Source organism: Lysinibacillus sp. UBA5994, from assembly GCF_002429725.1.
In the GTDB taxonomy this organism is placed as follows: Bacteria; Bacillota; Bacilli; order Bacillales_A; family Planococcaceae; genus Lysinibacillus; species Lysinibacillus capsici.
The window spans coordinates 1-15,694 of record NZ_DJAU01000061.1 but is presented as its reverse complement, the minus strand read 5'-3'; the positions used below and the strand labels follow the sequence as shown (position 1 = coordinate 15,694).

The 15,694-nt window shown below is 38.2% G+C and carries 13 protein-coding genes, 1 riboswitch and 1 other annotated feature; all 13 genes read left to right on the top strand.

Going from position 1 to position 15,694, the window contains the following annotated elements:
- Positions 1-168: 168 nt before the first annotated feature.
- The 13 genes from B3D98_RS20800 (at position 169) to udk (ending at position 15,655) form a co-directional block, all read left to right on the top strand.
- Positions 169-2,601 carry an ATP-dependent RecD-like DNA helicase gene (locus tag B3D98_RS20800; protein ID WP_054550060.1) on the top strand — a complete coding sequence of 811 codons (2,433 nt, stop codon included), beginning with the start codon at positions 169-171 and terminating at the stop codon, positions 2,599-2,601.
- Positions 2,602-2,724: 123 nt separating this feature from the next.
- A complete protein-coding gene (gene hpaB, locus B3D98_RS20795; protein WP_054550061.1) occupies positions 2,725-4,158 on the top strand; it encodes a 4-hydroxyphenylacetate 3-monooxygenase, oxygenase component in 1,434 nt (477 codons plus the stop codon).
- Positions 4,159-4,215: 57 nt separating this feature from the next.
- A riboswitch (M-box (ykoK) riboswitch) is annotated at positions 4,216-4,381 on the top strand.
- A gap of 246 nt (positions 4,382-4,627) precedes the next feature.
- Positions 4,628-5,593 (top strand): magnesium/cobalt transporter CorA, encoded by a 966-nt coding sequence (gene corA / locus B3D98_RS20790; protein WP_066036480.1) that lies wholly within the window; start codon positions 4,628-4,630, stop codon positions 5,591-5,593.
- A gap of 68 nt (positions 5,594-5,661) precedes the next feature.
- Positions 5,662-5,877: a binding site (T-box leader), on the top strand.
- Between the two features lie 87 nt (positions 5,878-5,964).
- Positions 5,965-8,625: an alanine--tRNA ligase gene (gene alaS, locus B3D98_RS20785; protein WP_288585787.1), complete on the top strand. Its 2,661-nt coding sequence runs from the start codon at positions 5,965-5,967 to the stop codon at positions 8,623-8,625.
- An 88-nt stretch (positions 8,626-8,713) separates the two neighbouring features.
- The gene (locus B3D98_RS20780; RefSeq protein WP_004226839.1) at positions 8,714-8,980 is read left to right on the top strand and encodes an IreB family regulatory phosphoprotein; all 267 of its coding nucleotides are present in this window, start codon (positions 8,714-8,716) and stop codon (positions 8,978-8,980) included.
- A 2-nt stretch (positions 8,981-8,982) separates the two neighbouring features.
- Complete coding sequence (gene ruvX / locus B3D98_RS20775; protein WP_004226840.1) at positions 8,983-9,399, top strand: Holliday junction resolvase RuvX; 417 nt, start codon at positions 8,983-8,985, stop codon at positions 9,397-9,399.
- 18 nt (positions 9,400-9,417) lie between these two features.
- On the top strand, positions 9,418-9,726 hold the full coding sequence (locus B3D98_RS20770) for a DUF1292 domain-containing protein (RefSeq protein WP_004226842.1): 309 nt from the start codon (positions 9,418-9,420) through the stop codon (positions 9,724-9,726).
- 334 nt (positions 9,727-10,060) lie between these two features.
- On the top strand, positions 10,061-10,588 hold the full coding sequence (locus B3D98_RS20765; protein WP_048392142.1) for a DUF1292 domain-containing protein: 528 nt from the start codon (positions 10,061-10,063) through the stop codon (positions 10,586-10,588).
- Positions 10,589-10,737: 149 nt separating this feature from the next.
- Positions 10,738-11,865 (top strand): endolytic transglycosylase MltG, encoded by a 1,128-nt coding sequence (mltG, locus tag B3D98_RS20760; RefSeq protein WP_288585782.1) that lies wholly within the window; start codon positions 10,738-10,740, stop codon positions 11,863-11,865.
- 286 nt (positions 11,866-12,151) lie between these two features.
- On the top strand, positions 12,152-12,784 hold the full coding sequence (locus tag B3D98_RS20755; RefSeq protein WP_054550064.1) for an O-methyltransferase: 633 nt from the start codon (positions 12,152-12,154) through the stop codon (positions 12,782-12,784).
- A gap of 5 nt (positions 12,785-12,789) precedes the next feature.
- Positions 12,790-13,722 (top strand): peptidase U32 family protein, encoded by a 933-nt coding sequence (locus tag B3D98_RS20750; protein WP_048392145.1) that lies wholly within the window; start codon positions 12,790-12,792, stop codon positions 13,720-13,722.
- A gap of 14 nt (positions 13,723-13,736) precedes the next feature.
- Positions 13,737-15,017 (top strand): peptidase U32 family protein, encoded by a 1,281-nt coding sequence (locus B3D98_RS20745; RefSeq protein WP_054550066.1) that lies wholly within the window; start codon positions 13,737-13,739, stop codon positions 15,015-15,017.
- Positions 15,017-15,655 carry a uridine kinase gene (gene udk, locus B3D98_RS20740; RefSeq protein ID WP_004226858.1) on the top strand — a complete coding sequence of 213 codons (639 nt, stop codon included), beginning with the start codon at positions 15,017-15,019 and terminating at the stop codon, positions 15,653-15,655. Before B3D98_RS20745 ends, udk begins: the two co-directional genes overlap by 1 nt.
- The last annotated feature ends 39 nt before the right edge of the window (positions 15,656-15,694 follow it).

Sequence of the window (15,694 nt, the reverse complement as noted above, 5' to 3'; positions counted from 1 at the left end):
CAACTAATTCATATTAATCATAGCATGGAACGGAGGATAAAGGCAGAGAATTGTCATTTGTCAAAATAATTTAATAATAACAAAGTGGATATATTTTTGTCTGCGATATTTTCATGTGGCTATGGTAAAATAAAAAGATTGAAAACTATAAGAAAGGACGGACCGAACATGACAGATCATTTAGATTTATTTGAACTCAATAAATTTTTTATACTCGGACGTCCGATCGTCTCTATCTTTCATAATGCGCAAAATATGTATTCGATTGTACGTGTGAAAATTCAAGAGACGAATTTGCAATATGAAGATAAAGAGATTATTGTTGTTGGTTATTTTCCCCCACTACAAATGGATGAACAATATCGATTTACTGGTATTTTAAAACAGCATCCTAAATACGGTGCTCAATTTCAAATTGAGACATTTACAAAAGAGGTACCTGCAACTGAGCAAGGAATTATTCATTATTTATCTAGTGACCTCTTCGTAGGGATCGGGAAAAAAACAGCTGAAACGATTGTTGAAAAACTAGGTGCTAATGCACTCCGTGTTATTTTAGAAGATCCTAGTGCCCTCGATGCTGTTCCGCGTCTATCCGCTGAAAAAAAAGAAGTCATTCACCGCACTATTGAGCAAAACTTAGGCTTAGAGCGGGTCATGATTCAATTGAATGAGTGGGGATTTGGTCCACAGCTTGGGATGAAGATTTATCAAACCTATCGAACAGAAGCCATTGAATTACTGACAGAAAATCCATACCGCTTGATTGAAGATGTGGAAGGGGTGGGTTTCTTTCGAGCCGACGAGCTAGGTGCGAAATTAGGTATAACTGGTAAACATCCTGATCGTGTCAAAGCAGCGATTTTACATATTTTAAATACAGCAGCTTTATCGGATGGACATGTTTATCTAGATGCAGAACAGGTTTTACCGCTCGTTAAGGAAATGCTTGAACAAAGCCAACGACAGGAGATACCATTCGAGGATATTTCTCAAGCCTGTATCAGACTCCGTGAAGAAGGCAAAATTTGTGGTGAAGAGACAAGGTTATATTTGCCATCACTCTATTTTTCGGAGGTAGGGATTGCATCGAAAATCTTATCGCTTATCGAGCGGAATAATAAGGCTGAACATTTTAGTAAAGATGAAATTCGAAAAGCCATTGGAGAAACAGAGGAGCTACTCAATGTTACCTATGCAGAAACACAAGCGAATGCCATCGAACAGGCTTTAAATTCAGCTGTTATGATTTTAACGGGTGGTCCTGGTACGGGGAAAACCACTGTTGTACGGGGAGTCGTAGAAGTTTATGCAAAGCTTCATGGGCTATCCTTAAATCCAAAAGAGTATGCTCAAAAAGAGGAGCCTTTTCCGATTATTCTTTGTGCGCCGACTGGACGTGCTGCTAAACGATTAGCCGAATCAACAGAGCTTCCTGCGATGACCATCCATCGACTGCTCGGTTTTACAGGGCAAGAAAAAGAGGAAGAAACAGAGCGGGAAGTAACAGGTAAGCTGATTATCGTGGATGAAATGTCAATGGTTGATACATGGCTTGCCCATCAATTATTAAAAGCTTTACATGAAGATGTTCAAGTTGTCTTTGTTGGAGATCAGGATCAGCTTCCACCAGTAGGTCCAGGACAGGTGTTAAAGGATTTATTAGCATCCAAGCAGCTACCAACTGTCGAGCTAACAGATGTTTATCGACAAGCAGAAGGCTCAACGATTATTGAACTTGCGCATCAAATAAAAAAAGGAACGATTCCACAAGAGTTAACAGCTAAAACCTCTGATCGTTCGTTTATTAAGGCTTCAGCAGACCAAGTTGCCAACGTTGTTACTCAAGTTGTCAAAAGTGCTGTCGCAAAGGGCCAGGAAATCCGTAATATTCAAGTGTTGGCGCCCATGTATAAAGGACCAGCTGGTATAGATAATTTAAATAAAATGATTCAAGAGCTTATTAACCCAAATGATACTGGCACACGAAAAGAGCTAGTCTTTGGGGATGTCACCTATCGAATAAAGGATAAAGTTCTTCAGCTTGTCAATCAACCTGAAAGCAATGTCTTTAATGGAGATATGGGTGAGGTCATTAGTATTATTAAGGCGAAAGAGACGATCGAAAAACAAGATTTACTGATCGTATCCTTTGATGGCATTGAAGTGACCTATCAACGAAGCGACCTCAATCAATTGACACTAGCTTATTGTTGCTCCATCCATAAATCACAGGGCTCTGAGTTTCAAACGGTCATTATGCCAGTGGTTAGAGGGTATTCCAAAATGTTACGGCGTAACCTTTTATACACAGGTATTACACGTGCTAAAAACTTTTTGATTTTATGCGGTGAACCAGATGTGCTTGCGGATGGTTTACAACGTACAGATGACCTTCAGCGTTTCACCTCTTTACGTGCAAGACTTAACCCAATGGAAATTGAGGAAGAACTTGTGGAAGTCGAGGCAGTGCCAGTAGAAAATGAAGGGATGCAGGAGCCGGTTTCCGTTGAACCAAAGCTAACAGTAGAAACAGCCCCTTATATTCATCCAATGATTGGTATGAATGATGTCTCTCCATATGATTTTTTGGATGACTAAAATATATATTCCCGATTAGACTGTCTAATCGGGTTTTTCTAATTGATGTATCGTCACCTAATATTTGGACATTTCATATACTAGATGAGTACAAAAACATAGGGAATGTATAGGGGTGACAGCATGCCAATAATGACAGGGCAGCAGTATATTGAACGAATTGATGCTTTAAAAACGTATATTTCGATAGATGGGAAAGTCGTGACAGGAAAGGTGTCAGAACATCCTGCCTTTAAAGGAATTATCCAGAGTCAAGCGAAACTTTTTGATTTACAACATCAAGAGGCACTTCTTGAAAAAATGACCTATGAATCGCCAACTAGTAAACAGAAAGTTGGCATGTCATTTCTTCAAGTATTGACGCCAGAAGATCTTGTGAAAAGGCGCCAAGCGGCAATGGAATGGGCATTATCTTCTCAAGGCTTTATGGGGAGAAGCCCTGATTATATGAATACAACATTAATGGCCCTTGCATCAGCGTCAGATTTTTTAAAAGAGAAGCCAAATTGTTTCCCAGAGCATTTGCTGAAGTTCTATGAGTATGCTCGCGAGAATGATATTACGATGACACATACTTTTATCGAACCACAGGTAAATCGCAAGCGCTTTTACTATGAGGATGAAGAAGTAACCATTGCAGCTAAAATCATTGGGAAAACAAGTGAGGGCTTAGTCATTAAAGGGGCAAGATTACTAGCGACACAGGGTGGCATAACAGATGAGCTTCTTGTTTTATCAACAAATGGCTATGATGAAGGAAAAGGTTTCGGGTTTTCTATTCCAAGTAACACGAAAGGCTTAAAGTTTTTATGTCGGCAATCATTTGTAGGGGGAGATTCTACCTTTGATTATCCGTTAAGTGCACGTTTTGAAGAAATGGATGCAATCGTTGTGTTTGAGGATGTAGTTGTCCCGTGGGAACGAGTATTTTATTACGAAAATGTTGAAGTGGCCAATCAATTTATGAATGTTAGTGGCTTCCAAGCGTATACTTTGCATCATGTGCTGTCACGTCAAATTGCTAAGACGGAATTCATCCTAGGGGTTGTACAAATGATTGTGGATTCCATAAATATTGGGGATTACCAACATGTCCATCAAAAAGTGGTAGATGTCATCGTAGCATTAGAAACGATGAAAGCATTGCAATTAAAATCAGAAATTGAGGCACAAAGGGATTCCTTTGGCTTTATCAGACCAGACCAATCCACATTACAGGTCGCTATTCATATCTTCCCGAAAGTATATCCTACCTTTACAGATATCATCCAGCAACTGGGAGCAAGTGGATTAATGTCCATACCGAGTGCAAAAGCATTTGCAACGGATGATGGGGATCTTGATCATTATCTGCAATCATTTCAAGACAAAGGGGAAGAGCGAGTAAAGAAATTCCGTTTAGCTTGGGATTTAACAATGAGTAGTTTTGGCACAAGACAGACATTGTATGAACGCTTTTTCTTTGGTGATCCTGTACGTTTATCTAGCTTACTCTATCAATCTTATCAACGAGAGCATTTAGTGCAAAGAGTGGAAGACTTTTTGAAAAATGATTGAAAGAAAGTTTGACAGTTGTGAAACTATCCGTTATCATTTACAGGAATAAAAAAATAAGACTCCCTTCGTTAGGTGAGGCTCCTATGCTGGAGATACGCTACTACCCAAAAATGTCGAGAGACGCCAATGGGTCAACAGAAATCATCGAAATAAGGTGTTTTTTAACGTAGCTGGACATATTCCTATGCCGCATAGTGCTAAAACTCAACGTTTGAAGGTAACAAGCATGCAATGTATTTTATTGCTATTTTTTTGATATGTGTATTCAACACGCCTTCATTCGTAGAAGGCGTGTTTTTGTTATGGAAGGAAGGTGATGAGAAATGGATAGTAGTCCTGAACCGAATAAGTATCATTTAGGCAAACGGAAACACATAAAAAGTCATCGATTTCTGATCACCGATGCAGACAAAGGGTGATTAAGGATGACCTTTTGTTTCCCTCAATAACAAACACGAGGTGAAATGCAATGATTAAAATCCACTATTATAATAGCAGCAGTAAGACAGTCCAACATGATTTCAATATGATTGATTTACAACTCCCTATTCATAATGAAGATTTATTATGGGTAGATTTATATGCCTATAGTTATAATGAATTGAATAATATAGCTGATGTATTTGGCTTTCATCCACTAGCAGTTGAAGATTGCTTACATGAAGGCTCACGTCCAAAAATGGATAGTTATGGTGATTATAAATTTTTTGTGCTCCATGCACCAATTTATAATGAGAAAAGTAACAATGAAATTACAACCGTTGAGTTAAATATTTTTATGGGACCAAACTATATTGTGACTGTGCATAAACAAAAGTTGCAATGGCTAGGAAAAATGGAAAATGTTTGTGTCAATAGCCCAAGATTTTTAGAAAAGGGTACAGATTTTTTATTGCATACAATTATTGACGGTATTACAGACGAATACTTCCCAGTATTAGAACGAATTCGCGCACGTATAGATGAACTAGAAGAAGAAATTTATGATTATCAACCAAAAGTGGTGACAGAGGAATTTCTTGCATTGAAGCGGACAATTATTTTAATTCGTCAGGCCATTATGCCACAAAGAAGAATTTTTTCTACAATCAATGGCCAGTGGAAATTTGACATTCAAGAAGAAAATATTCCATTCTATAAAGATTTGAATGACCATCTAGAACGTATTGTCGACTCCACAGAGACATATCGAGATTTAGTGAACAGCACGCTTGATACGTATTTTTCAATTATCAGTGGGAAATCCATTGAAAAGCTGAATTTATTAACGGTCATTTCGACAATTATGTTACCACTATCAGTAATTACTAGTTTTTTTGGAATGAATGTACCTTTACCTTATCAAGATACCCCTTATACAACTATTGCAATTAGCGCCTTCTTAGTTATTTTTACATGGGGCATGTGGATATATTTCAAAAAAATGATTGCTTAGTTAGTGTTAGTCATACTAGTACTAATTGACAGCGCAATAGATTTTTTTTATAATTTTCGATAGAAAAAGTAAAAACGATGATGGAAAAAGTACGTATTTGTGTGTGCACAAGAAAGGGATTTCTAGGCTGAAAAAATCCTCACAACAGCAAATGCTGAAAGCTACTCCAGAGTGCAGCTAATCCCTGCCGTTCACTGACGTTACAAGTGCTAAAGAGGTAAGTAAGGTTTTTACTTACAACTAGGGTGGTACCGCGAGACTAATGACAAGTCCTCGTCCCTTTTTGGGGATGAGGGCTTTTTTTATTTTCTTCGGTAAATCGCAGGATTCGTATCGTAATTTTACAATATAAAATAGGAGGAATTTATCCAATGAAAGCAGTAGATATTCGCCGTATGTATTTGGAATTTTTTAAAGAAAAGGGGCATCATCATGAGCCATCAGCACCACTTGTGCCAATAAATGATCCATCACTTCTTTGGATCAACTCAGGTGTTGCAACTTTGAAACCATATTTTGATGGCCGTATTATCCCTGATAATCCACGTATTACAAATGCACAAAAATCGATTCGTACCAACGATATTGAAAACGTTGGGAAAACAGCTCGACACCATACATTCTTTGAAATGTTAGGAAACTTCTCTATTGGTGACTACTTTAAAAAAGAAGCAATTCATTATGCTTGGGAGTTTTTAACAGATAAAAAATGGATGGGCTTTGATCCAGCGTTATTATCCATCACGATTCACCCAGAAGACCAGGAAGCATATGATGTTTGGCATCAGGAAATTGGTATTCCAGAAGAACGTTTAATTCGTTTAGAAGGGAACTTCTGGGATATAGGAGAAGGCCCATCTGGTCCGAACTCAGAGATTTTTTATGATCGCGGCGTAGAATACGGCTCAGATGAAAATGACCCTGAAATGTATCCAGGAGGAGAAAATGAGCGTTACCTAGAAATTTGGAACCTTGTGTTCTCTCAATTTAACCATAATCCTGATGGCACTTACACGCCACTACCAAAGCAAAATATTGATACAGGTATGGGCTTAGAGCGTATTGTGTCCGTCGTGCAAAATGTACCAACAAACTTTGATACTGATTTATTTATGCCAATTATTGAAAAAATTGAGGAGTTTGCCAATCGTAAATATAAACGACCTGGCGAAGTAGACTTAAATGAAATCTTTGGCTCAGATGAAGATATTAATACACCATTTAAAGTGATTGCAGACCATATCCGTACAGTAGCATTTGCTATAGGCGATGGTGCCCTGCCTTCAAATGAAGGCCGTGGCTATGTATTACGTCGCTTACTACGTCGTGCCGTTCGCTATGCTAAACAAATTGGTATTGAAAAACCATTTATGTTTGAACTTGTACCAACTGTGGGTAAAATTATGGAAGACTTCTATCCAGAAGTTACAGAGAAATGCGAATTTATTCAACGTGTCATTAAAAATGAAGAAATTCGTTTCCATGAAACATTAGATGGTGGTTTAGCTATCTTTAATGAAGTAGTGGAATCTCAAAAAGCAGCTGGTCATGATTACATCCCAGGAGCAGATGCTTTCCGTTTATATGATACTTATGGTTTCCCAATCGAGCTAACGGAAGAATATGCAGAGGAAGTAGGCATGAAAGTAGATCATGAAGGTTTTGAGGCAGCGATGGAAGAGCAACGTGAACGCGCGCGTGCTGCACGACAAGATGTTGATTCGATGCAAGTACAGAATGAAGTATTAGCAAACTTAACGGTTGCAAGTGAATTTGTTGGCTATGATACGTTAAGTGTTAATACTGAAATCGCTGCAATGATCGTCAATGGTCAAGTTGCGAAAGTCGCTTCGGAAGGTCAGGAAGCATTGGTTATTTTAGCGAAGACACCATTCTACGCTGAAATGGGTGGTCAAATTGCTGATAGTGGTACTATTTCAAATGATAGCTTTACGGCTGTTGTAAAAGATGTTCAAAAAGCACCGAATGGTCAACCGCTTCATACAGTAGTAGTTGAATCTGGAGAAATGCATGTGGAAGATGCAGTGCAAGCAGTGGTCAATCGTGATGACCGCAATTTAATCATTAAAAACCATACGGCAACACATATTATGCAACGTGCATTAAAAGATGTGCTAGGTGATCATGTGAACCAAGCTGGATCATATGTAGGACCTGATCGTTTACGTTTTGATTTCTCTCACTTTGGTCAAGTTACAAAAGAAGAATTACAGCAAATTGAACGTATTGTAAATGAAAAAGTGTGGGATGATATAGAGGTCGTTATTGAAGAAAAAGGTATTGATGAAGCAAAAGCAATGGGTGCTATGGCATTATTCGGTGAAAAATATGGAGATGTTGTACGTGTAGTATCCATCGGAGATTATTCGATTGAGCTATGTGGTGGTATCCATGTTAAACGCTCTTCTGAAATTGGCTTCTTTAAAATTGTTTCAGAGGGTGGTATCGGTGCAGGTACTCGTCGTATTGAAGCTGTTACAGGAAAAGTTGCTTATGAAGCAGTAAAAGAAGAAGAAGCATTATTAAATGATGCAGCAGCATTATTAAAAGCAAATGCTAAAGATATTGTCACAAAAGTACAGGCATTACAAGCAGACTATAAAGAATTACAACGTGAAAACGCAGCATTATCTCAAAAAATCGCCAATGCACAGGCAGGGGCAGTTGTTGATGCCGCTCAAACAATTGGAGATGTGACAGTGCTATCTACAAAAGTGGAAGCGAAGGATAACAATCAACTCCGTCAAATGATGGATGACCTGAAAGCAAAAATGCCAAAAGCAGTCATTGTTCTTGGAGCAGTTGATGGTGAAAAAGTTATGTTATGTGCTGGTGTTTCAAAAGAATTAGTTGGTGGCAATTACCATGCAGGGAATATTGTGAAAATGGTTGCGGAAGCATGTGGTGGTAAAGGTGGCGGTCGTCCAGATATGGCGATGGCAGGTGCAAAAGATGCATCAAAACTTGATGAAGCACTACTTTCTGTGTATGATTATGTTAAATCCATTTAATTAATTCACCAAAACATGTTATAATAAAGAGAAATTGGAGATGAGCTTGTTCGCACATCTCCTTATTTCTGAAAGCGAGGTGCTGGTCATGAGTTCATTTGATCAAACGATGAAATTTAATTTTCCAGAAGAATCAATGGAACAGGAAGTCAAGCAGGTAATGTTGAAAGTTCATTCTTCATTAGAGGAAAAGGGATATAACCCTATCAATCAGATTGTTGGTTACTTACTTTCTGGTGATCCGGCGTATATTCCTCGCCATCAGGATGCTCGTAATTTAATTCGCAAGCTTGAGCGTGACGAAATTCTAGAGGAGCTTGTTAAATTTTATATCAAAAAGAATAACGAGGACTAGAAATGAGAATTATGGGATTAGACGTTGGGTCAAAAACTGTGGGTGTTGCTGTAAGTGATGCACTTGGTTGGACCGCCCAAGGTATTGAAACCGTAAAAATTGATGAAGCTAATGGTGAGTTCGGTATTGACCGTATCGCTGAGCTAGTAAAGGAATATACTATAACAGAATTTGTTGTAGGTTTTCCAAAAAACATGAATAATACGGTTGGACCGCGTGGAGAGGCTTCTGAGAACTATAAAAAGCTATTAGAAGAGCATTTCTCACTACCGGTCAAATTATGGGATGAACGTTTAACGACGATGGCTGCTGAACGTATGCTGATCGAAGCGGACGTGAGTCGCAAAAAGCGCAAGCAGGTCATTGATAAAATGGCAGCTGTGATGATTTTACAAGGCTACTTAGATAGCAAAAATTAATTGATGAGGTGACTATGCATGGCACACGAGCATAACCATGAAGAAGAATTACATGTTCAACACATTACAGTGATTGACGAAAACGGAAACGAGCAGCTTTGTGAAGTGATTCACGTTCATGAATCTCCAGAGTTTGGCAAATCATATGTGTTTTACTCAATGGTAGGCGCAGAGGAAGATGAAGATGGCTCAGTTGAAATCTTTGTATCTTCATTTGTACCATCTGAAAATGGTGAAGATGGTGAATTAACACCAATCGAAACTGAAGCAGAGTGGGATATGGTAGAGGACGTTTTAAACGCTTTAGAGGATGAAAACGAAGACTAATCTTCTAACTCAAAGCTTGGAACAAGGATCGCAGCTTGCAGTCCTTGTTCCTTTTTTATTGAAGCTTTTCTAATGTAGAAGGATTGTTAAATTGAAGAATGAATGCATTGTAAATGTGTGATTTTTATCCACAATTGTTGGGAAACGTTCATAAAGTTTGTGGATTCGCTTAGAAACCGCTCCAAGCCCCACTCCAAACATCGAGAACCTGCTCAAAAGTAGAGAAGAAATGCAGGGAAAACTTGCTCAAAATAGGAGAAGCTATTCTAAAGTGTCTAACCTCAAAAAAACGATTTAATAAATGACATCAAATTGTCATAAAGGAGGAAACAGAATGAATGAAGAAACGCAAGAATTTATGATCATTGGGAAAGATGGTAAGGAACAGCAGTGTCGTGTGGTCTTTACCTTTGATGCGGAGGACAAGTCCTATGTGTTATTTTCCCTTCTAGATGAAACCGGTCAAGAAATTCCAGGAGACCTTTCCGCGATGACTTTTGATTATGATGACAATACAGGTGAGATGACAAATTTACAGCCTGTTGAAACAGATGCCGAATGGGAAATGATTAATGAAGTGGTGTTAACATTACTTGATGAATTTGAAGAAGAACCACAGCTAATTACTGTGACAGACGAAGAAGGAAAAGATCAAGTGTGCGAAGTCATTCATACATTTTCATCTGAGCAATTCGGTAAATCGTATGTATTATATGTGCCAGCAACAGATGAACCGATTGATGAGCGTGATATTTTTGCAGCCCAATATATAGCTGGAAATGAAGGCCAGATTGAAGAGTTATACCCGATTGAGTCAGATGAAGAATGGGAATTTGTAGAAGAAGTATTAAACACTTTATAGGATAAACTATTTCTAGAATGCTCAAAAATCTGCTAACGAAAGTTGTTGGCAGATTTTTTACATATGTAATTTCTCCTGAATTGTCGATTTCTGTTTGTCGTGAAAGTTGATTTCTAGTATGATATTGAATAGTGATAGGGGGGAAACCCGTGGATAACGGTTCAAAAAAACAAGAAATGTTTTCAAAAATGCAAGAAAGAAAATCTGAGGTAAAAATGGTGAGAAAAATCGTCGCAATTATTGCCATTGTTTTCGTACTAATAATTGGAGTTGTTGGTTTGTTTGGGTACAATTATGTAAAAGGTGCTTTAAAACCATTAGACCCTAATGCAACGAAAACAATTGCAGTAGAAGTACCAATTGGCTCTAGTTTGTCCTCCATTTCAACACTACTAGAGAAAAAAGGTGTCATAAAAGATGCACATGTTTTTAAATACTATGCAAAATTTAAAAATGAATCACAATTTCAAGCGGGAAATTATGATTTAACACAGGCAATGACATTTGATGAACTCATTGAAAGCTTGAAAACAGGGAAGGTATATCGTAAGCCTGTCTTTACGATGACAGTCCCAGAAGGCTTAACACTTGAACAAATTGGGAAAGTGATTGAAAAGAAAACACCGTACACACAAAAAGAATTTATGGATCTTGTGACGAGTGACACATTTGTTCAGCAAATGATGGCTAATTATCCTGAGCTAGTTACAGAGGCTGTTTTAGCTGACAATATTCGCTATGACTTAGAGGGCTATTTATATCCAGCTACGTATTCTTATTATGAAGAAAAACCATCTTTACAAGCGATTGTAGAAGAGATGATAGCAGCCATGAACAATGTAGTGAAGAACTATAGTGATGTATTAGCTGAAAAACAAATGTCCGTACATCAGCTGTTAACATTTGCGTCATTATTGGAAGAAGAAGCGACTGCTCAAACGGATCGAGAGACTATTGCAAGTGTCTTCTATAATCGAATCAATGAAGGGATGCCACTCCAAACTGACCCAACCGTGCTCTATGCACTGGGTGATCACAAGGATCGTGTTCTATATGAAGATTTAGAAGTGGATAATGCCTATAACACTTACAAAAATAAAGGTCTACCACCTGGTCCAATAGCAGGTGCAGGTAAAACTTCGATTGAGGCATCATTAAATCCAAGTCAAACAGATTATTTCTACTTCCTAGCAGATAAAGAGGGTGTCAACCACTTCTCAAAAACCTATGATGAGCATTTGCAGAAGGTAGAAAAATATTTACGAAAAGAAGAGTAAACATATAGGAAGAACAAAAATCGTATAGCAAACAGATGGATAGAAGGAAAGAAAAATAGCTTTCCTTCTATTTTCATGCTATTATAAAGTGTGATTTTTGATCAATCCGTTCATTTATGCGGGACAAATATGCGTGGTGGCAATTGTTTGAGCATATCGAAGCAATTGCTCATTTTTGTATGGCAAAGTACCAAGACATCACGTTTGGTCTTTTTCTTTTTGTTGATAAATGATGAAGTACAGACAACGGCAAACGCTCGTTGCCTTTTAAATGAGGGTGGAAACAATGGAATTATCAGATGCATATATACAATCATTTATACAGCCACGTAATGAATTGCTTTTAGAAATGGAAGCATTTGCGGAGGAGCATCACGTACCGATCATGCAGCTAGCAGGTATTGATGCATTAAATCAACTTTTGCGTATTCAAAATCCGTCAAAAATTTTAGAGATAGGTACAGCAATTGGTTACTCTGCTATTCGTATGGCAGAGGCATTGCCTTATGTCCAAATTGTTACAATTGAACGTGATCAAGATCGTGTAGCAAGGGCAAAAGCCTATATTAAACGGTCGACTGTATCAGATCGAATTACGGTCATTGAGGGTGACGCTTTAGAAGTGGATGACGAGGCCATTAACACAACATTCGATGCGGTCTTTATTGATGCTGCAAAGGGACAATACCAACGCTTTTTTGAAAAATATGCACCTTTAGTAAAATCAGGTGGGGTATTGTATATCGATAATATGTACATGCATGGTTTGTCTGATTTAGAGTTGAAGGATGTTCCACGTCGTAAGCGAACAATGATTCGCAATTTAAAAAACTTCACGGATTGGATTATGCAGCACCCAGATTATACAAGTGCTTTTTTACCAGTCGGTGATGGTTTATTACTATGTTTGAAGAGGTGACTACTATGAAAAAACCAGAATTGCTTGTGACACCACAATCATTAGAACATATAAAAGCACTTTTAGCCGCTGGAGCAGATGCTTTTGTTATTGGTGAACAACAATTTGGTCTACGTCTAGCAGGAGAGTTCTCCGTTGAAGAAGTAGAAGAAGCGACAAAGCTTATTCACGAAGCGGGTAAAAAGGTATATGTTGCAGTCAATGCACTTTTCCATAATGAGAAGCTAGAGGCACTTGCTGATTATTTAAAAGAAATGCAACGGATCGGTGTGGACCGTTTAATCTACGGTGATCCAGCGGTTCTCATTATTCGTAGAGAGCAAGGTGTTACGATTCCGTTACATTGGAATCCAGAAACGACAGCTACAAACTGGTTTACGGCTAATTACTGGGGGAAACGTGGTGCAACGCGTGCCGTGTTAGCGCGTGAGCTTTCTCTTGATGAAGTATTAGAAATTAAAGAAAATACCGAAATGGAAATTGAAGTACAAGTACATGGCATGACATGTATGTTCCAATCAAAACGCCCATTACTCGGCCATTATTTCTTATATCAAGATAAAGTAATGGCTATTGAAAATCGCCAGGAAAATCGTAATATGTTCCTACATGATGATGAACGAAATAATAAATATCCAATATATGAAGATGTAAATGGTACACATATTTTCAGTCCAAATGATATGTGTATTATTGATGAACTAGGCGAATTATTTGAAGGTGGCATCGATGCTCTGAAAATTGAAGGTGTACTTCAAACGCCAGACTATGTAGTCGCGGTAACAGAAGCTTATCGAAAAGCGATCGATACGTATTTTGACGAATCAGAAGAGGCATATGAAGAAATAAAAGACGATTTATTAGCAAAAATTGAAGATATTCAACCAGCTATTAGACCATTAGATACTGGCTTTATCTTCAAGGAAACAGTTTACTAGGAGGGGACAATAACATGGCATTAGCGTTAGAGCAAAATGACAAAATCCGTGAGATTGTCAACGGTAAACGTGTCATTACTAAAAAACCAGAGCTACTTGCACCAGCTGGTAGCTTAGAGAAATTAAAAATAGCTGTCCATTACGGAGCAGATGCTGTATTTATCGGTGGGCGAGAGTTTGGTCTACGATCGAATGCGGATAACTTTTCAATTGAAGAGATGCGTGAAGGTGTAGAATTTGCCAATCAATATGGTGCGAAAATATATGTAACAACAAATATTTTTGCCCACAATGAAAATATGGATGGCTTAGAGCGTTATTTAAAGGATATTGAATCAGTGGGCGTAACTGGTATTATTGTAGCAGACCCGCTCATTATTGAAACATGTCGTACAGCAGCACCTAAGCTTGAAATTCATCTTTCTACTCAGCAATCATTGTCCAACTGGAAGGCCGTGCAGTACTGGAAAGAAGAAGGTTTACATCGTGTTGTATTAGCACGTGAAGTGGGCGGAGAAGAAATGAAGCTGATGAAGGAAAAGGTCGACATTGAAATTGAGGCCTTTGTTCATGGAGCAATGTGTATTGCCTACTCTGGTCGTTGCGTTCTTTCTAATCATATGACGGCTCGTGACTCAAACCGAGGGGGATGCTGCCAATCATGCCGTTGGGACTATGATCTATATGAATTAGAAGATGGGGAAGAAAAAGCACTTTTCGATGAGAGCCATGCACCATTTGCGATGAGTCCAAAAGATTTAAAATTAATTGAAGCGATCCCTCATATGATTGAGCTAGGTATCGACTCATTAAAAGTTGAAGGTCGTATGAAATCCATTCACTATGTAGCGACAGTTGTTTCTGTGTACCGTAAAGTGATTGATGCTTATTGTGCAGATCCTGATAACTTTAAAATTAAACGTGAATGGCTAGAGGAATTAGACAAATGTGCTAACCGTGATACGGCTGAAGCATTCTTCCATGATGCACCTGGCTTTGAGGAGCAGATGTTTGGTGTGCATGGTCGTAAAACAACCTATGAATTTGCTGGACTTATTTTAGAGCATGATCCAGAGACAAAAATAGTGACAATGCAACAGCGTAATTATTTTAAACCTGGTGACGAAGTAGAATTCTTTGGTCCTGAAATTGAGAATTTCCGTTTAACAATGGGTGAAATTTGGGACGAGGATGGCAATAGCCTAGATGCAGCTCGTCATCCATTACAAATTGTAAAATTTAAATGTGATACACCATTGAAGCCGCATAACATGATGCGAAAGGAGAATAACTAATGGCAGTGAAGCGCCCTGTTGTCATCGGAATCGCAGGTGGCTCATGCTCGGGAAAAACGAGTGTGACGCGCGCCATTTATGATGTTTTCCGTGAGCATTCTGTTGTGGTAATTGAACAAGATTTTTATTATAAGGATCAAAGTCATTTAACATTTGAAGAACGTTTAGGAACTAACTATGATCATCCGTTAGCTTTCGATAATGATTTATTAATTGAGCACATAAAAAAGTTGTTAGTGCGTCAACCAATTGAAAAACCTGTGTATGATTACGTCCAGCATACAAGGGCAGAAGAAGTTATACATGTTGAACCAGTAGATGTTATTATACTAGAAGGTATTCTAGTCCTTGAGGATGCTGATTTACGTGATTTAATGGATATTAAATTATTTGTGGATACAGATTCAGATTTACGTATTATTCGCCGTATTATGCGTGATATTAAAGAGCGTGGACGTACAACGGATTCGGTGATTGAGCAGTATTTATCAGCGGTTCGACCGATGCATAATTTATTTATTGAACCAACAAAACGTTATGCTGATATCATTATTCCTGAAGGTGGGGATAATGAGGTGGCGATTGATTTAATGGTAACGAAAATTAAAACTATTCTTGAAACCGACAACGTATTGTAATAAGATAGAGTGGTATTGACAATATTTACATGCATATTT

What these genes read in the sequence shown, in the direction of transcription:
- corA (WP_066036480.1), top strand. Translation starts at nt 4,628, where the DNA reads ATGATTAAAATCCACTATTATAATAGCAGCAGTAAGACAGTCCAACAT.
- B3D98_RS20770 (WP_004226842.1), top strand. Translation starts at nt 9,418, where the DNA reads ATGGCACACGAGCATAACCATGAAGAAGAATTACATGTTCAACACATT.
- B3D98_RS20780 (WP_004226839.1), top strand. Translation starts at nt 8,714, where the DNA reads ATGAGTTCATTTGATCAAACGATGAAATTTAATTTTCCAGAAGAATCA.
- B3D98_RS20765 (WP_048392142.1), top strand. Translation starts at nt 10,061, where the DNA reads ATGAATGAAGAAACGCAAGAATTTATGATCATTGGGAAAGATGGTAAG.
- alaS (WP_288585787.1), top strand. Translation starts at nt 5,965, where the DNA reads ATGAAAGCAGTAGATATTCGCCGTATGTATTTGGAATTTTTTAAAGAA.
- hpaB (WP_054550061.1), top strand. Translation starts at nt 2,725, where the DNA reads ATGCCAATAATGACAGGGCAGCAGTATATTGAACGAATTGATGCTTTA.
- udk (WP_004226858.1), top strand. Translation starts at nt 15,017, where the DNA reads ATGGCAGTGAAGCGCCCTGTTGTCATCGGAATCGCAGGTGGCTCATGC.
- B3D98_RS20800 (WP_054550060.1), top strand. Translation starts at nt 169, where the DNA reads ATGACAGATCATTTAGATTTATTTGAACTCAATAAATTTTTTATACTC.
- ruvX (WP_004226840.1), top strand. Translation starts at nt 8,983, where the DNA reads ATGAGAATTATGGGATTAGACGTTGGGTCAAAAACTGTGGGTGTTGCT.
- B3D98_RS20750 (WP_048392145.1), top strand. Translation starts at nt 12,790, where the DNA reads ATGAAAAAACCAGAATTGCTTGTGACACCACAATCATTAGAACATATA.
- B3D98_RS20745 (WP_054550066.1), top strand. Translation starts at nt 13,737, where the DNA reads ATGGCATTAGCGTTAGAGCAAAATGACAAAATCCGTGAGATTGTCAAC.
- B3D98_RS20755 (WP_054550064.1), top strand. Translation starts at nt 12,152, where the DNA reads ATGGAATTATCAGATGCATATATACAATCATTTATACAGCCACGTAAT.